Below are 20,845 nucleotides of genomic sequence, written 5' to 3' on the forward strand. Positions count from 1 at the left end.
GAACTTACGCTTCAGCCAGCGGCAGGTGCGGGTACTCTTTTTGCCGCCGCTGGAACTCCAGGATCGCCGGGTTGATGATCACGCCGTCGGCAATTTCAACGGCACGTGAAATGGTGTCATGGTTCGGCCATTCGCCGGGGCCAGCCAGAACGGGCTCAATGAAGGGCATCAGCGCTTCACTGATCTCCCAGGTGGCCGAGTTCCACAAGTAGCTGGGGGTGTGGTCCACAGCGTAGTAGTTGATGTTGTTGCCCACGGTAAACATCGGATCCGTGAAGCTTGTGCTGCGGGCCCAACTAAAGCCCATGCCCTCATCGCAGGAGACATCAACAATCAAACTGCCCGGCCGGAACGCGTCCAGATCGGCTTCGGTCAAGTAAGTCATGGGGTCGTTGGGGTCCTGCAAGGTGCAATTGACCACAACATCCGCCTCGGCCAGGAACTCGCTCAGCGGTGCGTCGCCGTCCTCGAGCATCACAAATCCCTTGTGTGGTGCCTCCGGTGCAAAATCAAATTGCACCATTTCCGCTGAATGGATGGGCGCTGCCACGGCTGCCACGCTGCGGCTGGTCAGGACCTGCACGTCGTGGATGCCCAGGGCCTTCAAGGCTGTCACGGCGCCGCGGGCTGTAGCTCCGAAACCAATGACGATGGCCTTGAGTCGGCGTCCGTAATCACCGGTGGAGCCCGTCAACGACAGCGAGTGCAGCACTGATGCGTAGCCAGCCAGCTCGTTGTTCTTGTGGAAAACGTGCAGCCCGAAACCGCCGTCGGAAGCCCAATGGTTCATGGCCTCGAAGGCAATCAATGTCAACTTCTTGTCAATGGCCAGCTGCGTGATGGCCCGGTCCTGCACGCAGTGCGGCCAGCCCCACAGGGTTTGACCGTCCTTGAGCTCGGCCAGGTCCTGGGCTTGGGGCTTGGGCAGCAGGACCACATCGGAACCCTGGATGACTTCCGCGCGCGGTGCCACCGTGCCCACCAGGGTGGCCAGTACGGCGTCGGAGACACCAAAAGGCACACCATAACCCACTTCGACAACCATGCGTGCGCGGATGCTCTCCTCGATGCGGGAGAAATGTTCCGGATGGATGGGGGCGCGGCGTTCATCGGGCTTGAGGGAAACTCCCAAAACGCCCAGGCGCAGCCCGGTCGAAATGGGCGTGCTTGGCTGCAAATCTTCGGACATCGTTGCGCTCCTCTATGCAGGAACCCTGCTGGGCCCTATTCTGTCGACCCTACACGCAATGACTTGGAGCACAGCTGGTCCGCAACAAAAAATGCTGCCCTCAACTCAAGAGTTGAGGGCAGCATCAGGAAAATCTGAGCGGGCGACGGGAATCGAACCCGCGTATCGAGCTTGGGAAGCTAGCGCTCTACCATTGAGCTACGCCCGCATTGGAACACCATCAGCCGCAGCTGCTTTGTTCCGGTATTGATTCTAGCCCGTGTGCAAGGGTGCTTTGGACCATTGACACGCACCAACCGGCCCGGCATTTTTGTCGGACAGGTGCGCCGGGCAGGAGTGCGCCGGGGCACATTAGCTAATAATGGAAGCTTTTACGGCCGCAAATTCGGAGTCGGTCAGGGCACCCGATGCGTGCAGGGCTGCCAGACGTTCCAGCTTGCTCAGCAAATCATCTGCGGGAGCTGCGGGAGCTGTTGCAGCCACGGGGACCGGCTGCATCTGCGCCTGCTGGGCCAGCACGGCCTGCTCGGCGGCCTGCTGCTGGGAGGCTTGCTGGCCGGCAGCCTTTGCGTTGACTGCGTTGCTGGCAGCCGTAGCTGTTCCGGCAATAACAGCCGTGCGTGCAGCTGTGCCCAAAAGGGAGGGGCGGTTACGTCGGCCAAAAGCCATGGCGTTCTCCTTGAAGTAGTACCTGTGCGGCCACTGGCCGGCGGTTGCTCTCATCATACGGCCGTGCCGCAAGACATTGCCTCAGGTGCTACGTCCGTGACGCAAAGCAAGTGCGAGCCTAGAAAACCGGCTCCGGTTTTTTGCCCTGAAACAGCGCCACCACGGGTTCCACATATCTGGCGGCGACCGGGCCACTCACGGCCATGATGAGCACATAGGTGGTGGAGAGTGCTGCCAACTCCACCGGCACTACACCTGAGGCGACGGCCAGTCCGGCAATCACGATGGAAAACTCGCCACGCGCAATCAAGGCTGCCCCGGCACGGGCCCGGCCGGGTACGCCAATTCCCTGACGCCCGGCAGCCCACCAGCCAGTGGCTACCTTGGTGATGGTGGTGACGAGGGCCAGCAGCAAGGCAACGCCCAACACGGGCGGGATGGTGCGGGGATCGGTGTTGAGACCAAAGAGCACAAAAAACATGGCGGCGAAGAGGTCGCGCAAGGGCTCAAGGACGCGTGTGGCGTTCTCTGCCGTACCGCCTGAAATGGCGATTCCCAAGAGGAATGCGCCCACCGCGGCGGAAACATGCAGGGCAGACGCCAAGCCAGCCACCAGCAGAGCAGCACCAAGCAGCTTGAGCAGAAAGGATTCCCTGTCGGGGCTGTCCAAAAGGTTGGAGACCAGATGGCCGTAGCGCAGAGCCCCCACTAAAACGGCAGTGATGACTGCCAAGGAAATCCCCAAGGCTGTCAGCCCGCCCATGAAGGACACCCCGGCCAGGACGGTCGTCAAAATGGGCAGGTAGGCGGCCATGGCCAAATCTTCAAAGACCAAGATGGAAAGCACCACCGGGGTCTCGCGGTTGCCCAGGCGGCCCAGATCGCCCAAGACTTTGGCAATGATGCCGGAGGATGAGCTGTAGGTGACGCCAGCCATGACCAGTGCCCCCACCGGACCCCAGCCAAGAATCAGGGCCACAGCAATGCCGGGCAGCATGTTCAGGACCAGGTCCACCAGTCCGGCCATCCATGACTGCTTCAGACCCGTGACGAGTTCCTTGGCCGTATATTCCAGTCCAAGCATAAGCAGCAGCAGGATCACGCCAATTTCACTGGCTATGTGGGCGAAGTCCTCGATGCCGGCAAACGTGATGAAACCGCCTTCACCAAAGGCCAGGCCGCCCAACAGGTAGAGCGGGACCGGCGACATGCCAATGCGACCGGCGAGACGACCTAAGAAACCGAGCCCGAAAAAAACTACGCCGAGCTGAATAAGTGAAAGAGCCGTCCCGTCCATGGAGAACTACAAGCGGGACTGCAGGATCTGTGCAGCGTCCGCCAGTCCCTGGTCGGTGCCTACAATGACGACCATGTCATCCACGTGCAGGACCTCATCCGGTCGCGGCGAACCAATCACCTTGCCGTCACGCAGCAAGGCCACAATGGACGTTCCTGTCCGGGTGCGCATGTGGGTGTCGCCCAGCGGCCGGCCGGCAAAGGCCGAGCCCTTGCGAATGAGGATCTGGTGGGTTGTCACGCCCGAAATATTCTCGTGTTCGGCGGTGAGCTGGGCAATGAGCTGGGCAGAACCCAGCAGGGAACCCAAGCCGGCGGCTTCCTCGGCGCTGAGCGGAATGGATGCTGCACACGCATCGGGATCATCCACGCGGGAGAGAATCAGCTCGGTTTGGCCGTCGCGGTGGGTCACAACACCCACGCGCCGCCCGCTTGAAAGACGCAGCTCCCTGCGAACACCAATTCCTGGAAGAGGTGTCTCTTCAATATTCATGACTCTTACCTTAGCTGTGCCGTTGTGTGAATACCCCACGTTAAAACAAGCAGAGGTGCGGAATTAGTCCCGGTACGCAGTGGGGGCACACTCAATGACGACTTTGCAGCGGAGGGATTACGGCAAAATGCGCTATTTTTAGAGGGTGCTGATCTCTGACCGCGATATACGTGCCGAAATTGCTGCCAAACGCATTGTCTTGGACCCCTATGACCCTGCCATGGTGCAGCCATCAAGTGTTGATGTGCGCATGGACCGGTTCTTTAGGCTCTTTGACAACCACCGTTATGCCCACATTGACCCGGCCGAGGAGCAGCCGGATCTGACCCGCTTGGTGGAGGTTGCTCCGGACGAACCCTTCATCCTGCACCCCGGAGAGTTCGTCCTGAGCTCCACCTACGAAACCGTGACTTTACCCGACGACGTCGCAGCACGGCTTGAAGGCAAGTCCTCGCTGGGCCGTCTGGGCCTGCTCACGCACTCCACCGCCGGCTTTATTGATCCGGGCTTCTCCGGTCACATCACCTTGGAACTCTCCAATGTGGCGACCCTGCCCATTAAGCTGTGGCCCGGCATGAAGATTGGCCAGCTGTGCTTCTTCCAGCTGAGCTCCCCGGCCGAGAACCCCTACGGCACGGGCCCGCACATGAACCGCTACCAGGGACAGCGCGGCCCCACCGCGTCACGGTCGTTCCAGAACTTCCACCGCACCAAGATCTAGCGTACGGAACTCATCACTTAATTTCGACGGCGGGTACGTCACCTTCAGGCTGAAGGTGACGTACCCGCCGTCGAACTTTAACTGTGTGCTGCTAAGCAGCTGCGCCGTGCGGCGGGGCCTTGACGGGCAGCAGCAACAGCAGGCCCAGCAGCAGCACCACCAGGATGCCAATAATGCCCCAACGCTGGGCCCCAAAGATCACAATGGAGAGCCCAAAAAGTTGCGGCGCCAGGAAGGAAACGGCTCGCCCCGTGGTGGCGTAGAGGCCAAACATTTCACCTTCCTGCCCCTCGGGGGCCAGCCGTCCCATGAACGTTCGCGCCGACGACTGGGCCGGGCCCACAAACAAGCACAGAATCAGGCCGAAGACCCAAAATGCGTTCTTGCCGTCAAGGAACAGCAGGGCCGTGCCGGAGATCAGCATGCCGATCAGGGACGTGACAATGACCGCCTTGGGACCAAATTTGTCGTCCAGGAAGCCGGCGGACAGGGCGCCCGCGGCGGCAACCACGTTTCCGGCAATGGCAAAGATGAGGACGTCTCCGGTCTTGAAACCAAAGGAACCCACAGCAAGGACGGCACCAAAGGTGAAGATGGCTGCCAGCCCGTCACGGAAGATGGCGCTGGAAATCAGGAAGTACAGGGTGTGCGGTGCTGTCCGGCCCAACCGCACGACAGTGCGGAATAGCTCCCTATAGGACTGGAAGAATCCCACGTGCGGCATATTGGGGTCGGGCTTGGATTCGGGGATGGCGAGGAACACCGGGATGGAGAAAATCAGCATCCACAGTGCCGAGAAAACGGCCACCGCGCGGTACGTCATGCCGTCGGCGCTGGTGATGCCAAACAGCCCAACCTCGGGCTTGATCAAGCCGTAGTAGACAACCAGCAAGGCCACGATGCCGCCCAGGTAGCCAGCCGCCCAGCCATAACCGCTGATCCGGCCAATCGTCTTCTTGGTGGAGATCTGCAGCAGCATGGCGTTGTAGTTCACGCCGGCAAGTTCAAAGAACACGTGACCGGCGGCAATGAGCAGACAGCCAAACAGCAAGTAGGACTCGTGGGGTTGGACAAAGAAGCATGCCCCCGTCAGCACCACCACAATGAGTGTGTTGATGCCCAGCCAAAGCTTGCGCCGCCCACTGTGGTCGGAGCGTTGCCCGGCCACCGGGGCCAGCAGCGCAATGGCAAAACCGGAGATGGACAAGGCAAAGGCGAGTGTTGCCGTGGCCTTGTCGGCTCCGCCAAAATCGTCGCCCGTCAGGTAGAGGGCGGTGAAAATGAAGGTGGTCATGACAGCGTTAAAGGCTGCCCCGCCCCAGTCCCACAGGGACCATGCCACGACCTGCCATGTGGTGCCAGGGGTCTTGGCGTTCGCTGCGGGCGGCAACACGGTAGCTGGGGGAGGGTTCGTCATACGCCACATGCTATCTGCCGCAGTGGTCCGGGGAGCATATGCATCAAGAACATTAAGCGTGTGCCCTCCGCCGGTGATCCGCCAGTGAGTCGTCCCGCGGCTTTGTGGGCGTGGACGGTGCGCTGGTCTTGATAGGGTTGAGGGGTCGGGAACCGACTGTTACCCCCGTGATTCGCTCATTTCCAGCCCGAAACATGCGGAGCCCTTAGTGTTGTTTGTCCTCTGTGCGCATTTCATTGTGGCCATTATCGCGCCCATTTTGTTCGCCCGCTGGGGCAGAGCAGCCTTCTATGTCCTCGCCGCCGTTCCCGCCGCCAGCTTTGTGTGGCTCCTGGTGCAGTACCAAAACGTCTACTCGGACACGGCGCCCAGCCCCACCGTGGACATTCCCTGGATTCCTGTCCTGGACCTGAACCTCACCTTCCGCATGGACCAGCTGTCGTGGCTGATGTCGCTGCTGGTTTTAGGTGTGGGAGCCTTGGTTCTGGCCTATTGCGCCAGATACTTCAAGACGGACGACGCCGGCCTGGGCGGCTTTGGTGCCCAGCTGCTGGCCTTCGCGGGGGTCATGTTTGGGCTGGTCACGGCCGACAACCTCATTCTTTTGTTTGTTTTCTGGGAACTGACAACAGTTCTTTCCTACCTCCTTATTGGCTATGCACGCACCCGCATTGCGGCCCGGCGCGCCGCCCTGCAGGCCCTGATCGTGACAACCTTTGGTGGGCTCGCCATGCTGGTGGGCCTGATCATGGTGGGCGAAAGTGCTGGCACCTACAGCATTTCGGCCGTCCTGGCTAAGGCCCCGGAGTTGCTGTCAATGGACGGCACCGCACAGGTGCTCCTGGATATTGGTATCGCCTTGATTTTGGTGGGTGCCGTAACAAAATCGGCGCTCCTGCCGTTCCACTTCTGGCTCCCGGGCGCCATGGCTGCACCCACCCCCGTCAGCGCCTACCTGCACGCCGCCGCGATGGTCAAGGCCGGAATTTACCTCATTGCCCGCCTCGCGCCAGGTTTTGCACAGACCGAATATTGGCAGGCCATGATTGTGGTGCTGGGCCTGGGCACCATGCTTCTGGGTGGCTGGCGTGCGTTGCGCCAGTACGATCTGAAACTCATTTTGGCCTACGGCACTGTCAGCCAGCTGGGCTTCCTGACCCTGGTGGTTGGCTTGGGCGGCCAGGAGGCCGCCATGGCAGGCATGGCCATGGTTTTGGCGCACGGTTTGTTCAAGGCGGCACTCTTTTTGGTGGTGGGCATTATTGACCACCAAAGCGGCACCCGCGACATCCGCGAATTATCGGGGGTCTTTAAATCGGCCCCCATGCTGGGCGTTGTGGCGCTCATTGGCGTAGCCTCCATGGCGGGGCTGCCGCCCTTGGCAGGTTTCATCGCCAAGGAGGGCATCTTCCAAGCCTTCATCGCTTCAGCAAACCACGGCCCGGCGGGCCCGGTCATTGGCTGGACAGTCTTGGTGGGCATAGTGCTTGGCTCCGTGCTGACGTTCGCCTACAGTGCCAGGTTCATGTGGGGTGGTTTTGCGCCCAAGGCCAAGGGCATGGCCACAGTGTTCAAACCCGTTGGTTGGCTCTTCCTGGCGGCGCCCGCGCTGCTGAGCCTGCTCACGGTGGCCTACGGTTTCTTCTCGCAACTCGTGGAGAGCTGGGTCAAGCCCTACAGCGACCAATTCCCGGCCTATGACCCCCACGGCATGCACCTGTTGCTGTGGCATGGATTTACCCCTGCCCTGGGGCTCAGTGCCCTAGTGGTGACCGCCGGCACGGCCCTGTTCCTGCTGCGCAACAAGGTTGAAGTATTCCAAGGCAAGATCCCTGCCACTGTCGATTTTGAGCGCGGCTACCGCCAATCCATTGTTGTTCTGGACAGGGTGGCCATTTGGGTTACGGGACGCACCCAGCGTGGTTCCTTGTTCTTCTACCTGGCGGTCATTTTGTCCACGTCCATAGCCTCGGTATTGGCGGTCCTTTTCCTGACCGATCAGCACTGGAGCCACGACCTTTACTTTGTGGATCCAGGTTCACCCTTCCAGCTCATTGCTGGTGCGGTGATAGTCATTGGCGCCATTGCCGCGGCCAGGGCCAGCAAACGGTTCATGGCTGTCCTGATGGTCTCGGTGACCGGTTATGGCATTGCGTTGATCTTTGCCCTGCAGGGCGCCCCGGACCTTGCCCTGACCCAGATGTTGGTTGAAACCATTATTCTTGTGGCCTTTGTCCTCGCCATGCGCTCCCTGCCGGCAAGCCTTTTGGAACGCACGGCAGGCAGCCACAAGGCTGCCCGGCTGATTATTGGCATCGCCTTTGGCGCCACCATGGTGGTGGTGGCCATCGTGGCGATGGGATCGCGCATTCATGTTCCCGTGAGCCTTGATATGCCCATCATGGCATATGAGGGTGGTGGGGGTCTCAATGTTGTCAACGTGACCCTTGTGGACATTCGCGCTTGGGACACGTTCGGTGAAATTTCCGTGCTGGCCATTGCGGCCACAGGTGTTGCCAGCCTGATCTTTGTGCGTGGACGCGGGCAGCGGCTTCCGCGGGCGGAGACTGTAGCCACCGGAAGCGTTGGCAAGCTGCAAGCCGCCTCCTTTGAACCAACCGTTGAGATCGCCAAGCGGTTCGCGGCAGCACCTGGCAACCCGTGGCTCGTTGCCGGGCGCACCCTGGCCCCGGAGCGCCGCTCCATCATCATTGAAGTGGTGGCACGGCTGGTATTCCACAGCATTATTGTCATCTCCATCTACCTGCTGCTCGCCGGCCACAACGCCACCGGCGGAGGCTTCGCCGGCGGACTGGTTGCAGGCCTGGCCCTCACCATCCGTTATTTGGCGGGTGGGCGCTTTGAACTGGCTGAGGCAACAAGGATTTCAGCGGGAACTCTTTTGGGCTTGGGCTTGACCATCGCGGCTTTGACCGGATTGGCCCCGCTCTTCCTGGGCGGCGACGTGTTCCAAAGCGCCATCATTGCCTTCGAGCTGCCCATCTTTGGTCACGTGAAGTTTGTGACCTCCACACTCTTCGACATAGGCGTCTACCTGGTGGTTGTTGGTTTGGTTGTAGATGTTCTGCGCAGCTTGGGCTCCGAGATTGACAAGCACGAAGAGGATGGCATGGACGGCGTCGCGCTAATTCAGGATGACGAGCCGTTGGAGGTGGCCAAGTGAGCATCAATATAACCCTCCTATTGGTGATGGGCGTGCTGTATGCGGTGGGGCTCTACCTCTTGCTGGAGCGGAGCCTGACACGAGTGCTGCTCGGTCTGATGCTGCTGGCCAACGCCACCAACATCCTCCTGCTCGCCACCGGCGGCTATGCCGGACTGGCCCCGATCTTCAACAAAGACATTCCCTCCAGCGCATATAACGATCCCCTGCCGCAGGCGTTCATTCTGACGTCCATTGTGATCTCCTTCGCCGTGACAGCATTCATGCTCAGCCTGATCTACAGGTCATGGCTACTCAGCCGCGCCGACCACATCCAGGTGGACCAGGAGGATATTCGCGTGGCCATGCAGGATCTGTACGACGACGAGGAGGACTCCGAGATTGCCATTGAGGTCTCCGACTTCCACGAGAATAACCAGCCACTAGGGAAGCGCGAGACAATTCCAGGAATTGTGCCCAAGAGAGTGATTGACGCCAAAGCGGTCGCGACATCCAAGAAGGATGTGCACCCAGAATCACCGGTCCTGAAAACGCCAGAGGTTCAATCGCCGACGGGGGAGAAGGAATGAATGTTGCCAGCCTGGCACCACTTGCCGTAGTCCTGCCCTTCCTGGGCGCCGCCTGGGCATTCGTGCTGATCAGGCATCCGCGTGCCCAGCGCCGTGTCAGCTTGGGCACCCTCACCGTCACCTTGGCCTTGGAGGTCTGGGTGCTGGCCCACGTGTGGCAGTCCGGACCCATAGCCGTGGAGCTTGGCGGGTGGGCGCCACCCTTTGGCATTGTCATGGTCGCCGATCAATTCTCATCCCTGCTCTTGGTGGTCTCCTCCGCAGTGAGCCTGGCAGTTCTTGCCTATGCCACGGGGCAGGGCGCCGCCGACGGTGAAGAAAGCGGACCCGTTTCCGTCTTCCACCCCACCTATTTGATTCTGGTAGCAGGCGTTTCCAACGCATTTTTGGCCGGGGATCTCTTCAACCTCTACGTGGGCTTTGAAATCCTGCTGACCGCCAGTTATGTGCTCATGACCCTTGGCGGAACCGGCTCACGCATCCGTGCAGGCATCACCTACGTTGTTGTCAGCGTGGTGTCCTCACTACTGTTCCTCATAGCCATCGCCATGATTTATGGTGCCACCGGAACAGTCAATCTGGCCGACCTTGCCATCAAGCTCGGTGAACTGGATCCCGGCACCCAACACCTGCTGCACGTGCTGCTGCTGGTGGCGTTCGGGATCAAGGCGGCTGTGTTCCCGCTCTCCTTCTGGCTCCCCGACTCCTACCCCACAGCCCCTGCTCCCGTGACCGCAGTGTTCGCCGGATTGCTGACCAAAGTGGGTGTCTATGCCATCGTCCGGACCGAAACGCTGCTCTTTCCCACGGACCATTTCAACTCGGTGCTTCTTGTGGTGGCGTTGCTGACCATGCTGGTGGGAATTCTGGGTGCCATAGCCCAGACTGACATAAAACGTATGCTTTCCTTCACCCTGGTGAGTCATATCGGGTACATGATTTTCGGCGTCGCACTGTCGTCGGTCATTGGTCTGGCCGCCACCATTTTCTACGTCATCCACCACATCACCATCCAGACGTCCCTGTTCATGGTCACAGGCCTGGTGGAGCGGCGCGGCGGCAATTCCTCGATTATGCGCCTGGGCGGGCTGGCGAAGCTGTCGCCCATTCTGGCCGTGCTGTACTTCATCCCCGCCATGAACCTTGCCGGCATTCCGCCGTTCTCAGGTTTCCTGGGCAAGCTGGGGCTCCTGCAAGCAGGTGTTGCCGACGGCTCTCCGCTGGCCTATGCGGTGGTTGTGGGCGGTGTCGTAGCCAGCCTGCTGACATTGCTGGTGGTGGCTCGCGTCTGGAACCGTGTATTTTGGCGCAGCGCCGCCGACGCCGAAGATCCAGACGCCGTGCTGCTCTCCACCGCTCCGGACGCCTCGGGGAAGGAAAGCATGCGCGCCCTGCGCAGCAGCAAGCATGTGGATGCCACAGAGGGTCGTTTCTCGGGTGAAAACGAGGTACCCATCCTGCCAAAGATGATGGTGTATTCCACCATGGGGCTGGTGGTGCTCGGTGTTGCCATGACCGTTTTTGCCGGTCCGCTCTTTGACTTGAGCCAGGACGCAGCCACCAGCATGCTGGAACGGACTGCCTACATTGAAGCCGTCCTGGGATTGGGGGCGGGCAACCCATGAGCCAAGGTGTAAAAATGAAACGCAATGGGACCGTCATGCAGAAGTTGCCGCTGCTCGTGTGGCTTGTTGTGGTGTGGGGTGCACTGTGGCAGGACTTCAGCGCCGGCAACCTGCTCTTTGGCGCCTTGATTGCCGTGGGTGTATCACGCGCTTTTTACCTGCCACCGGTTGAACTCAGCGGACGCTTCAACGTGCTGCGTGCCCTGACTTTTGTCCTGTGGTTCATCAAGGAAGTCACGGTGGCCAGTGTTCAGGTCCTGTATTGGGCCTTCACCAAGGGCCCGCGGATTCGCAACGCGGTCATTGCCGTACCCCTGCGCAGCACCTCGGATCTGCTCATGACGGCCGTTGGTCATGTGCTGTCACTCATCCCGGGGTCCCTGGTGGTGGAGGTGGATCGCGGCACGGCCACACTGTACGTCCATGCCATGAACGTGGAGACACCGGCAGCTGCTGAACAGGTTCGTCGAGGTATCCAGGACATCGAGGCCGGATTGATACGGGTGATGGGCACCAAGGAAGAGCTGGCCGCACTGAAGGCAGAAGCCACCGGTGCGCCCATGGTGACCCACGTGGCTCCTGCGGCGCCTGCCACATCTTCGCAGGAGGAGAAATGACCGCCATGAGCATTGTTGTCATCATTGTTGCCGCCATACTGACGCTGGCCGCGGCAGGAACCATTTACCGCATTGCCGCCGGGCCTTCCCTGCTGGACCGTGTCATCGCTGCGGATGTTTTGTTGGCTATTTTCGGAGCGTCGCTGGCCACTGAAATGGCCATGAACAAGCACACCGACAATTTGGCGCTCCTGGTGGTGCTGACAGTCATTGGCTTCATCGGCTCAGTCACCGTGGCGCGCTTTGTGGCCCACAGGAAGGAAGAAGGATGAACGTCCTGATTGATGTGCTGACGGCCGTCTGCCTGCTGGGCGGGGCGCTGATGAGTCTTGCAGCGGCCATTGGCCTGCTGCGCTTCCCGGACTTGATGAGTCGCATGCACGCGGCTACCAAGCCACAGGTCTTGGGTCTGCTGCTCATGCTCTCCGCCATGGGATTGCAGATGCGGTTGTGGTCGCTGCTGCCGATCTTGATCGTGGCGTGGCTCTTTCAGCTGCTCACGGTGCCCGTCTCTGCCCACATGGTGGGCCGTGCCGGCTACCGGACAAAACACCGCAGGCCGGAACTGCTCAGTGTTGATGAGTTGGACCAAGTTGTCGCTGCAGCCGTAGAAGGCGACCGCAAGGACTAGTCCCCAACTCCTCCCGCACCTCGCCGAACGGGCAGTAGTTGTTGATGTTTAACAAAAACATCAACAACTACTGCCCGTTCGATTTTTGCTTGGCGCGCGCCGGCGGGTGTTTTAGACGTCTTCGTGGTGCTGGCCAAACCGGGCGATGGCTTTTTGGGTGGTTCGTCCGGCCAAAACCTGAATGATGGCGGCCACCGCCGAGGACACCAATGCAAATGTCAGGGCGGAGCGGAGGCTGTTCTTCAAGTCCGTCCCGTCGTGCGGGGGCTTGTTGCCAGTGCTTTTCTCCCAAACCGTGTCCACCAGCTTGCTAGCCACAAGACCTGCACCCAAGGTCACGGCAGGGCCGAGCAATTTGTAGACGATGTTCATAAAGCGCTCCTCAGTGTGTGGGGCTGACCCAAAGCGGGAAAATGCCTTGCGTTTAGCCTAGCCTCTCAGGTCCAGGCAATTGTTTTGCGGCATTTTCACGTGCGGATGGGTTGCCATATTTTGCTCGCTAGCCACCTCCAATTGTCGTACGTAATCAATTGACGGAATCCTTGGCAGGTCAGTAGAGTTTCACCCAATTGGCCGGAAATTGTGATCCATATCATCATGGTGATGACGCCCGCTTGCAAAACACCAAGGGGAACAGTGTGAAACGTGCCTTAAAGAACGTTGCCACCGGAGCGCTGGCTCTGGCCATCATTGCCGGAAGTGGCATGGCTGCGTTGTCGCCAGCCGCGCTTCCAATGGCCCAGGCGGCTGCGACGCCTACAGGGATTCTGCCCACGCCGCAGGAAGTGAACACAACGGGCGTTTCCGTCCCGTTGACAGGCACGGTCAAGGTCGCCGTGGGCGCCACAACTGACGCCGCCGCCAAGGACCTGCTCGGCCAGGTCATCAACAAAGCAGGCGGAACCGCGTCATTCGTGGATGCCGGAACAGCCGCGGGTGCCACAGTATTTCTGGGCACCGCCGCCAACAACTCCGCCATCCCAGCGGCCCTGGCAGCTGTGGGTGCCACAAGTGCTGACGCCTTGGCGACTGACGGCTATGTGATTGCCACCGGAACCATCGCTGGCAAACCCGCACTGGTACTCAACGGTAAAGATGCCACAGGCACCTTCTACGCCGTGCAGAGCCTGAGCCAGGCGGTCGCAAACGGCTCAGCCCCGGCGATGACTGTCAAGGACTGGCCACTGATGTCCATCCGAGGCGCCATTGAAGGTTTCTATGGCATTCCCTGGTCGCATCAGGCCCGTCTGGACCAGCTGGACTTCTACGGCAAGCACAAGTTGAACACCTACATCTACACGCCCAAAGATGACAATTACCTGCGCGCCAAGTGGCGTGACCTGTACCCCGCAGCAGAACTGGCCGACCTGAAGGAACTCGTCGATGAGGCCAACGCAAACCATGTGAACTTCACTTTTGCCCTGTCTCCGGGCAACGATGTTTGCTACTCCTCCGACGCCGACTACAACTCCACGGTGGCTAAATTTGACCAGCTCCGCAGCATTGGCGTGAGCAGCTTCTACATTGCCTTGGATGACATTGATCCGTCACTGAAGTGTGCTGCCGACCTGGCAAAGTTCACCAGTTCCGGATTCAGGAAGCTCGCCGACGGACAGGCGTTCTACCTCAACCGGATTGTCAACGATTACGTCAAGGTGCACAATCTGCAGCCCCTGCAAACCGTTCCCACCAACTACAACGGTTCCGCCGAAGATCCTTACAAGGACCAGTTTGGCCTGGCCACCGATGATTCCATCCTGATCCAATGGACAGGGGAGGGCGTCTTTTCAAACACCATCACCGAGGCATCGGTGACCAAGGCTGTGGACACCTACAACGCCGAACACTTCTACATCTGGGACAACCTGCCGGTCAACGACGGCCAGCGCGGGCGCCTGTTCCTGAACCCGCTGGAAGGGCGCGATCCCAACTTGTACAAGCACATCGACGGCATCACCTCCAACCCGATGATCGAGGCCTACGCCTCCATGATCGCCCTGGCCGGGTTTGGTGACTACTCGTGGAACAGTCCCGCCTACAACGCTGCAACCACACAGTCGGCAATCATCACAGAGCTTGCCGGTGCAGAGGCTGCCGTGCGCAAGTCGCTGGAAACCTTCGTCGACTTGAACCAGAGCTGGAAGCCCTACCGCCCCAACTCCAAGACAGCCCCTGCCCTCAGTGCCGATGTAGCCGCTTTCTGGACAGCGTACGACGCCGGTAACGTGGCAGGGATGAAGTCGCTGCAGGACCGCCTGGCCACTATCAAGGCAGGCCCTGAGACATTGGCAACCATGGCCATGAAGGGCTTCTACGACGATTCCAAGCCATGGATCGACGCTGCTGCCCATTGGGCCACGGCCATGGAAGAGCAAGTCGCCATGCTGATCGCCATCAAGTCCGGAAACGGCGTTGTCGCAACGGATGCCGCATTGGAAGCCAACGCAGAAATGGCGTTGGCCATGCGCGCCACCGTGCCCGATGTTGGTCCGAACAACATTGGCATCACACCCAACCAGATCATCCCGTCTGTGGGTGACGGCGTCTTTGAAATCTTCACCGCAGCAGCCCAGGCACGCTACAACACCTGGCTGAACCTGACCCCCGTGGCAGCAGCGAACAACTTCCCGGGGACCGCGTCTTCTTCGTTGGCAACCTACCAGCAAAACACACCCGGCAAAATGGTTGACGGCAACGCCAGCACCCTCTGGTGGTCAAGTGCCCCGCCGGTGGTCGGATCCACCGTCACCCTTGATTTGGGTGCAGTGAAGCCGGTTGGCAAGGTTTTGATCCAACAGGCCGATTCAGATTTTCAGGCCGGCGACATGATCTACAACGCACGACTAGAGTACTCCGCCGACAACAGCACATGGACCTCGGCGGGCACGTTTGCGAGCAAGCCGCGCATCGAGCAGAGCTTTGACACCCCTGTCAGCGCCCGGTACATCCGCCTGGTGGCTGCGGCTGCCAACTCCGGGGGCCAGTGGGTGAAGATTCGCGAGTTCCAAGCCTTCGAAGCCACCCAGAAGCTCACCACTAACTTGGCCGGTGCCAATGGGACTGGTCCGGCCAGTGCCTTCGATGCCACCATCAACAGTGCTTTCGAGGCAGCCACCGCACCCGTTGCCGGCTCCCACCTGAGCTATGTTTTGGATGCCCCCGCAGCCATGAAGTCGGTGGCTGTGGTTGGTCACATGGCGGGTGATTTGCAGGTAAAGTCCGACGACGAATGGGTCACCCTGGGTGCCTTGAATCCGGCAGTGAGCTTCCAGGAAGCTGTCCTGACGCAGGCCACCATTTCCGGAGTTCGGATCCTGTTCAAGTCCGGGGCTGGCCGGGCAGTGGGTGCCGGGCCGGTCGTTTACGAGCTGGGAGTCCGGGCCACAGGCCCTGTTGGCAGCGGGCCTTATGTTGGCGACGTGGTTGAGCCAAGCCCCACGGCAACGCCCACAGCGACGCCAAGCCCCACGACCACCCCGAGTGCGTCATCGTCGGCAACGGCTACCCCGTCGGGCACGCCGAGCGCTACCCCGTCGGGCACGCCGTCGGCTGGCATCACCTTGAGCGCTGGAACTCTGGCGCCGGGTGGGAGGCTGACAGTTAGTGGCACGGGCTTCAAGCCGGGCAGTGAGGCGAGTTTCACCCTGCATTCCACACCGGTGTTGCTGGGGACGGTCACGGCTGATGCCCAGGGTGTTGTGACCTTGAGCGTGAACCTGCCTGTGGATGTTGCGCCCGGACTGCACAGCATCGTCATTGACGGTGTGGGAGTTGACGGGACCTCCCGCCAGCTGAGCGCACCGCTGACCATCACTGGTGCGGCCACCGCTGCGGTAACCACCCCGGCTGCTGCGGATGGCTTGGCCAGTACTGGCGCCAACGCCACGATGTTGGGTGGGCTCGCCGTGTTGCTGCTCATTGCTGGTGCGGGCGTGTTCGCGGTGACCCGTCGCAGGGTGGCGAGCCACTAACAACAGCGGGCAGCGAGTCGTACCTCAGCTTGTCCGTCGGGCGGGCACCGGGATTCCCTTCGGTGCCCGCCCGGCGTCGTTAGCCCCGTTCACCGGACGCCCCGCACGAGGGCAACCGGCTACCTCGAGGAACGGGTGGGCGAACGGGTGCATTACGTCAGGTCGTGCGGAAGTATTAGTGCGCGGCATCCGGCGGGGGTAAACTGAAGCCGCAATTCAAACACGACAGGGGAGCGTCTACCCGCCTTGGGTACCGGCGCTGAGAGTGCGGTTAGCCGCAGACCCTCGAACCTGCTCCGGTTAGTACCGGCGAAGGGAGTCGAGTTCTCTTCGGCTGCGCGGAAAGTCCGCCTGCCGCCCCTCCTGCGAAGGAGGAACCATGAGTAAGTCAATCGCGAGCAAAAACGCCGCACCAAGCAATCAAAACCAGGCGGCACGCAAGTCCACATGGCGTGTTGTGGACATTGTGGTGGTGTCCGTTCTGGGTGTCGCCATCGGCGTCATTTTCTGGCTCTGGTCCGCCGGGTACGGCCTGATCAGCGCTTTCACCGTCGCCTTCCCGCCCGTTGGCGCACTGTACGGTGGCGGCTGGTTGATCGCCGGCGTCTTGGGCGGCTTGGTCATCCGCAAGCCCGGCGCAGCGCTCTACTGTGAACTGATTGCCGCCAGTGTGGAGGGGCTGCTGGGCACCCACTTCGGCTTCACGGTGTTGCTCTCCGGACTGGTCCAGGGCCTCGGTGCTGAGCTGGGCTTTGCGCTGTTCCGCTACCGCAAGTTCAACCTGCCTGTGGCCCTGCTGGCCGGAGCGCTGGCAGGCCTGGCCATGGGCATCAACGACTCCCTGGTCTGGAATGTCGCCTGGGCCATGGAGTGGAAGCTCGTCTACGTGGTCCTGGCCATGATCTCTGGCGCCATCATTGCCGGATTGGTGTCCTGGCTGGCCGTGCGCGGACTGGCACGCACGGGTGCGTTGTCCAATCTGCCTTCGCGCGGCGCCGCGATCGAACGAGCGGTCTAGGCGTGGGCTCCTGGGCGCACCGGGGGACAACTCCGGCGCGGATCAGTGCAAAGGGCTGGGGTTGGCAGCATTCGGGCCGCACCAACAAGGCCGTACATGACCTGGATCTGGAGATTGCCCCCGGGGAGCGGGTCTTGTTGCTGGGTCCCTCGGGTGCTGGCAAGTCGACACTCTTGCACGCCCTTGCTGGGGTGCTGGGGGACGATGAGGACGCCAATGAGGCCGGTGAACTGCTCATCGACGGCTATCCAGTGGCGGAATCACGCGGCCGGGCAGGGCTCATGCAGCAAGACCCCGACGCTCAGGTGGTGCTCTCGCGCATTGGTGACGACGTTGCCTTTGGTGCAGAAAACATGGCCGTCCCCCGGGATGAGATCTGGCGCCGCGTGAGCGCTTCGTTGGAGTCCGTGGGGTTGAAGCTGCCCCTGGATCATCCAAGCTCGGCCCTGTCTGGCGGGCAAAAACAGCGGCTGGGGCTCGCTGGCATGCTGGCCATGCGCCCCGGCCTGTTGTTGTTGGATGAGCCCACGGCCAATCTGGATCCTGCCGGTGTGGTGGAGGTGCGCGATGCCGTGCGCCGCAGCCTGGATGAATCCGGGGCAACCCTTGTGGTGGTTGAGCACCGGGTTTCCGTGTGGCTTGAGGTCGTGGACAGGATCATTGTCCTGGCGCCAGCCGCGCTGGGCGAGCCAGGCGGGGTGTTGTTTGACGGCCCGCCGGCCGCCGTCTTGGCGCAAAGCCGGGAACTGCTGACGGCGGCCGGGATTTGGGTGCCGGGCTACGTGCCGGCGGTCCGGCCCAGGGAAGCCTCATCCACGCACGACGCCGGGGAGCTGCTCCTGCTTGAGGCGTGCGGTCTTGCCGTCTCCCGCACCAAGGGACGGCGCAGGCACCCGGGCGTTCCAATCGCTGTGGTTCCTTCCGTGCGGGTCAGCGCCGGGCAGGCGCTGAGCGTGACGGGCCCCAACGGGGCAGGAAAATCAACACTGGCACTGACCCTGGCGGGCTTGCTGGCGCCAGCAGGCGGGCAGTTGCTGGCAACGGAGCCGCTGGCCCGCGGGGCCGGAACTGCTCCGTTGAAGTGGCGCGGGCGCCAGCTGATCAGCCGGATCGGAACGGTGTTTCAGGAACCTGAGCACCAATTTGTTACCGGCAGCGTCCGTGCGGAGCTGTTGTTTGCACCGAAACTCTTGGGGCGCGGCGGAGATTCGGTGGATGGGCTTCTGACGCGGTTGCGGCTGGACCATTTGGCCGATGCCAACCCTTTCACGCTCTCCGGCGGGGAAAAGCGGCGCCTGTCCGTGGCCACAGTGTTGGCGGCCAGCCCGCAGGTGCTGATCTTGGATGAGCCAACTTTTGGCCAGGACGCCAACACCTGGGCCGAGCTGGCATCCCTGCTGACTGAGCTGCTGGATGCGGGGACAGCCGTGATTTCCGTGACACACGATGCAGCCTTTAGTGCTGTGCTGGGTGGAGAACAGCTGGTGCTGGGCGCCCCCGAACAGATGCCGCAAGGTGCGGCCTCCCTGCTTTCAGCGGAGTCGGTGGTGCAGCGATGAGCGTCGACATCATCGCCACGCCCCGCTCCACGGCGTGGTTGGCCCGTGCCAACCCGCTGGCGAAGCTGGGCGCCGGCATGGCGATCACAGTGGTTCTGCTGGTCAGCGTTGACTGGGTCTCGGCAACCGTTGCCCTGGTGCTTGAATGCATGCTCCTGCCGTTGGCTGGACTGAGCGCGCGCATGCTGTTGCTGCGCGGCTGGCCCATTCTGGTGGCAGCAGTGGTGGGCGGCTACGGGACGGCCCTGCTGGCGCCCAAAACCGGTGAGCTTTTGTTGGAGTGGGGGCCCTTGACCTTTACCAGCGGGTCGCTGGAAGCCGGGGTGGCCATTGCCCTGCGTGGTTTGGCCATCGCCTTGCCGGGAATCATTGTGCTGGCTTCCACCGATCCCACGGATCTGGCCGACGCGTTGGCACAAAAACTCAGGCTGCCGCACCGTTTTGTCCTTGGGGCGCTGGCGGCCATGCGGCTGGTGGGTTTGTTGGTCGCGGAATGGCAAACTCTCGGCATGGCGCGCCGTGCCCGCGGGGTGGGCGGTGAGCCCGGGCTGTTCCGTGGCGTCAAGGCCCAGCTGGGCCAGGCCATGGCGTTACTGGTGCAGGCCGTGCGCCGGGCGTCACGGCTTGCTGTCACCATGGAGGCCAAGGGTTTCGGGGCAGGTCCGCGCACCTGGGCCCGTGAATCCTCGTTCGCCCGTCATGACCTGTGGGTTGTCGCTGGGGGGCTGGTGATCGCAGCCGTATCGGTGAGCGCTGCCGTGCTGCTGGGCAGCTGGAATCCCGTGTTTGGCTAGCTAGACAGCAACCGGCCCGCCCTTGGCGCCTTGAGGCGTGCAGGGCGGGCCTTTCCTTTGCCGGTGTGATCGCCGCCAGGAAACAGCCGGACACATACTGTGGAAGCGTCTGGGTGGCTGGGATACTGGGGGCATGACGATCGCACGCAGCACCAAGCTCACCATTGTCGGCGCCGGCAGCGTCGGCACGTCGCTGGCCTATGCCGCCCTCATTCGAGGTTCCGCACGCGAGGTTGTCTTGTATGACATCGCCACGGCCAAGGTGGAGGCCGAAGTCCTTGACCTAGCCCACGGCACCCCCTTTGTGGGTGCCCCGCGCATCACGGGCGGAAGTGACATTGAGCTGGTGGCCGATTCCGACGTCGTGGTCATCACGGCCGGGGCCAAGCAGGAGCCTGGCCAGACCCGGCTTGAGCTGGCGGGCGTCAACGTGGCAATCCTGGAGAAGATGCTGCCGCAACTGGTGGCCCTGGCACCCAATGCCGTGTTCATCCTGGTGACGAACCCGTGCGATGTGCTCACGGCAGTAGCCGAGCGCATCACGGATCTGCCGCACGGGCGCATCTTCAGCACGGGCACAGTGCTTGATTCCGCCCGGCTGCGCTGGCTCGTGGCAGAGGCTGCGCAGGTGGCGCCGCAAAGCGTGCATGCGCTGATCGTCGGCGAGCACGGCGACACGGAATTCCCCTTGTGGTCCACCGCGACCATCGGCCAGACCCCGCTACCGGAATGGACCGACTCCTCCGGGTCCCTGCTGTTTCCCCGTGAACGGCTCGAATCACTCACCCACGACGTGGTCCATGCCGCCTACAAGGTCATCGCCGGCAAGGGTGCCACGAACTATGCGATCGGGCTCTCGGGTGCCCGCATTGTCGAGGCCGTTTTGCAGGACGAGCGGAGCATCCTTCCCGTCTCGAGCGTGCTGCACGGCTACCGGGGGATCGACGGCGTGGCCCTGAGTGTGCCGTCGATCGTTGGCGCTGGCGGCGTGCAGCGTGTGCTCGACACGCACATGGACCATAGGGAGGAAGCCCAGCTCCAGCACTCGGCCGAGACCCTGGCCGCTTCCATCGCCTTGTTCAGCTAGGGCGG

The 20,845-nt window shown here is 61.7% G+C and carries 18 protein-coding genes, 1 tRNA gene and 1 riboswitch; of the genes, 12 read left to right on the forward strand and 7 right to left on the reverse strand.

The window, feature by feature from the left end:
- Positions 1–4: 4 nt before the first annotated feature.
- The 5 genes from CVS28_RS00255 to CVS28_RS00275 all read right to left on the reverse strand — a co-directional run bounded on the left by CVS28_RS00255 (position 5) and on the right by CVS28_RS00275 (position 3,647).
- Entirely contained in the window at positions 5–1,189 is a 1,185-nt protein-coding gene (locus CVS28_RS00255) for a N(5)-(carboxyethyl)ornithine synthase (RefSeq protein ID WP_103463741.1), read from the reverse strand.
- 137 nt (positions 1,190–1,326) lie between these two features.
- A tRNA-Gly gene (locus tag CVS28_RS00260) sits at positions 1,327–1,397 on the reverse strand.
- Between the two features lie 143 nt (positions 1,398–1,540).
- Positions 1,541–1,915 carry an SHOCT domain-containing protein gene (locus CVS28_RS00265; RefSeq protein WP_341476395.1) on the reverse strand — a complete coding sequence of 125 codons (375 nt, stop codon included), beginning with the start codon at positions 1,913–1,915 and terminating at the stop codon, positions 1,541–1,543.
- A 61-nt stretch (positions 1,916–1,976) separates the two neighbouring features.
- Positions 1,977–3,155 carry a cation:proton antiporter gene (locus CVS28_RS00270; protein WP_103480272.1) on the reverse strand — a complete coding sequence of 393 codons (1,179 nt, stop codon included), beginning with the start codon at positions 3,153–3,155 and terminating at the stop codon, positions 1,977–1,979.
- A 6-nt stretch (positions 3,156–3,161) separates the two neighbouring features.
- The gene (locus tag CVS28_RS00275) at positions 3,162–3,647 is read right to left on the reverse strand and encodes a cation:proton antiporter regulatory subunit (RefSeq protein ID WP_103463743.1); all 486 of its coding nucleotides are present in this window, start codon (positions 3,645–3,647) and stop codon (positions 3,162–3,164) included.
- 145 nt (positions 3,648–3,792) lie between these two features.
- Between CVS28_RS00275 and dcd the strand changes: the two genes are divergently transcribed.
- Positions 3,793–4,368: a dCTP deaminase gene (gene dcd, locus CVS28_RS00280; protein ID WP_103463744.1), complete on the forward strand. Its 576-nt coding sequence runs from the start codon at positions 3,793–3,795 to the stop codon at positions 4,366–4,368.
- 91 nt (positions 4,369–4,459) lie between these two features.
- Here the strand turns inward: dcd and CVS28_RS00285 are convergent, their stop codons facing one another.
- Entirely contained in the window at positions 4,460–5,785 is a 1,326-nt protein-coding gene (locus CVS28_RS00285) for an MFS transporter (protein WP_207797139.1), read from the reverse strand.
- Positions 5,786–5,993: 208 nt separating this feature from the next.
- Between CVS28_RS00285 and CVS28_RS00290 the strand changes: the two genes are divergently transcribed.
- Genes CVS28_RS00290 through mnhG form a run of 6 tightly spaced genes read left to right on the forward strand, consistent with a single transcriptional unit; the run spans position 5,994 to position 12,411 of the window.
- Positions 5,994–8,969, forward strand: coding sequence for a Na+/H+ antiporter subunit A (locus CVS28_RS00290; RefSeq protein WP_103480274.1), 2,976 nt, complete (start codon positions 5,994–5,996; stop codon positions 8,967–8,969).
- The gene (locus CVS28_RS00295) at positions 8,966–9,538 is read left to right on the forward strand and encodes a Na(+)/H(+) antiporter subunit C (RefSeq protein WP_103480275.1); all 573 of its coding nucleotides are present in this window, start codon (positions 8,966–8,968) and stop codon (positions 9,536–9,538) included. The genes CVS28_RS00290 and CVS28_RS00295 overlap by 4 nt, the downstream gene beginning before the upstream one ends.
- Positions 9,535–11,163, forward strand: a complete 1,629-nt coding sequence (locus CVS28_RS00300) for a Na+/H+ antiporter subunit D (protein ID WP_103480276.1) — start codon at positions 9,535–9,537, stop codon at positions 11,161–11,163. Before CVS28_RS00295 ends, CVS28_RS00300 begins: the two co-directional genes overlap by 4 nt.
- 14 nt (positions 11,164–11,177) lie before the next feature.
- On the forward strand, positions 11,178–11,780 hold the full coding sequence (locus CVS28_RS00305; RefSeq protein WP_103463749.1) for a Na+/H+ antiporter subunit E: 603 nt from the start codon (positions 11,178–11,180) through the stop codon (positions 11,778–11,780).
- Positions 11,777–12,052 carry a monovalent cation/H+ antiporter complex subunit F gene (locus tag CVS28_RS00310; RefSeq protein WP_370739445.1) on the forward strand — a complete coding sequence of 92 codons (276 nt, stop codon included), beginning with the start codon at positions 11,777–11,779 and terminating at the stop codon, positions 12,050–12,052. The genes CVS28_RS00305 and CVS28_RS00310 overlap by 4 nt, the downstream gene beginning before the upstream one ends.
- The gene (gene mnhG / locus CVS28_RS00315; RefSeq protein WP_103463750.1) at positions 12,049–12,411 is read left to right on the forward strand and encodes a monovalent cation/H(+) antiporter subunit G; all 363 of its coding nucleotides are present in this window, start codon (positions 12,049–12,051) and stop codon (positions 12,409–12,411) included. Before CVS28_RS00310 ends, mnhG begins: the two co-directional genes overlap by 4 nt.
- Positions 12,412–12,522: 111 nt before the next feature.
- Here mnhG and CVS28_RS00320 read toward each other — a convergent pair whose 3' ends face one another.
- Positions 12,523–12,783 (reverse strand): DUF4235 domain-containing protein, encoded by a 261-nt coding sequence (locus CVS28_RS00320; protein WP_103463751.1) that lies wholly within the window; start codon positions 12,781–12,783, stop codon positions 12,523–12,525.
- 266 nt (positions 12,784–13,049) lie between these two features.
- Here CVS28_RS00320 and CVS28_RS00325 point away from each other — a divergent pair, with 266 nt between their 5' ends.
- The 5 genes from CVS28_RS00325 to CVS28_RS00345 all read left to right on the forward strand — a co-directional run bounded on the left by CVS28_RS00325 (position 13,050) and on the right by CVS28_RS00345 (position 20,840).
- Complete coding sequence (locus CVS28_RS00325; RefSeq protein WP_133159016.1) at positions 13,050–16,382, forward strand: glycoside hydrolase family 84 protein; 3,333 nt, start codon at positions 13,050–13,052, stop codon at positions 16,380–16,382.
- A gap of 217 nt (positions 16,383–16,599) precedes the next feature.
- A riboswitch (TPP riboswitch) is annotated at positions 16,600–16,717 on the forward strand.
- Positions 16,718–16,761: 44 nt separating this feature from the next.
- Entirely contained in the window at positions 16,762–17,400 is a 639-nt protein-coding gene (locus CVS28_RS00330; protein WP_103463753.1) for an ECF transporter S component, read from the forward strand.
- A gap of 2 nt (positions 17,401–17,402) precedes the next feature.
- Positions 17,403–18,959, forward strand: a complete 1,557-nt coding sequence (locus CVS28_RS00335) for an ABC transporter ATP-binding protein (protein WP_103480278.1) — start codon at positions 17,403–17,405, stop codon at positions 18,957–18,959.
- Positions 18,956–19,753 carry an energy-coupling factor transporter transmembrane component T family protein gene (locus tag CVS28_RS00340; RefSeq protein ID WP_103480279.1) on the forward strand — a complete coding sequence of 266 codons (798 nt, stop codon included), beginning with the start codon at positions 18,956–18,958 and terminating at the stop codon, positions 19,751–19,753. The genes CVS28_RS00335 and CVS28_RS00340 overlap by 4 nt, the downstream gene beginning before the upstream one ends.
- 133 nt (positions 19,754–19,886) lie before the next feature.
- Entirely contained in the window at positions 19,887–20,840 is a 954-nt protein-coding gene (locus CVS28_RS00345; protein WP_103463756.1) for an L-lactate dehydrogenase, read from the forward strand.
- Positions 20,841–20,845: the final 5 nt, after the last annotated feature.

It is taken from the genome of Arthrobacter glacialis (assembly GCF_002909415.1).
In the GTDB taxonomy this organism is placed as follows: Bacteria; Actinomycetota; Actinomycetes; order Actinomycetales; family Micrococcaceae; genus Specibacter; species Specibacter glacialis.

What these genes read in the sequence shown, in the direction of transcription:
- CVS28_RS00255 (WP_103463741.1), bottom strand. Translation starts at nt 1,189, where the DNA reads ATGTCCGAAGATTTGCAGCCAAGCACGCCCATTTCGACCGGGCTGCGC.
- CVS28_RS00265 (WP_341476395.1), bottom strand. Translation starts at nt 1,915, where the DNA reads ATGATGAGAGCAACCGCCGGCCAGTGGCCGCACAGGTACTACTTCAAG.
- CVS28_RS00270 (WP_103480272.1), bottom strand. Translation starts at nt 3,155, where the DNA reads ATGGACGGGACGGCTCTTTCACTTATTCAGCTCGGCGTAGTTTTTTTC.
- CVS28_RS00275 (WP_103463743.1), bottom strand. Translation starts at nt 3,647, where the DNA reads ATGAATATTGAAGAGACACCTCTTCCAGGAATTGGTGTTCGCAGGGAG.
- CVS28_RS00285 (WP_207797139.1), bottom strand. Translation starts at nt 5,785, where the DNA reads ATGACGAACCCTCCCCCAGCTACCGTGTTGCCGCCCGCAGCGAACGCC.
- CVS28_RS00300 (WP_103480276.1), top strand. Translation starts at nt 9,535, where the DNA reads ATGAATGTTGCCAGCCTGGCACCACTTGCCGTAGTCCTGCCCTTCCTG.
- CVS28_RS00305 (WP_103463749.1), top strand. Translation starts at nt 11,178, where the DNA reads ATGAAACGCAATGGGACCGTCATGCAGAAGTTGCCGCTGCTCGTGTGG.
- CVS28_RS00310 (WP_370739445.1), top strand. Translation starts at nt 11,777, where the DNA reads ATGACCGCCATGAGCATTGTTGTCATCATTGTTGCCGCCATACTGACG.
- mnhG (WP_103463750.1), top strand. Translation starts at nt 12,049, where the DNA reads ATGAACGTCCTGATTGATGTGCTGACGGCCGTCTGCCTGCTGGGCGGG.
- CVS28_RS00320 (WP_103463751.1), bottom strand. Translation starts at nt 12,783, where the DNA reads ATGAACATCGTCTACAAATTGCTCGGCCCTGCCGTGACCTTGGGTGCA.
- CVS28_RS00330 (WP_103463753.1), top strand. Translation starts at nt 16,762, where the DNA reads ATGAGTAAGTCAATCGCGAGCAAAAACGCCGCACCAAGCAATCAAAAC.
- CVS28_RS00340 (WP_103480279.1), top strand. Translation starts at nt 18,956, where the DNA reads ATGAGCGTCGACATCATCGCCACGCCCCGCTCCACGGCGTGGTTGGCC.
- CVS28_RS00345 (WP_103463756.1), top strand. Translation starts at nt 19,887, where the DNA reads ATGACGATCGCACGCAGCACCAAGCTCACCATTGTCGGCGCCGGCAGC.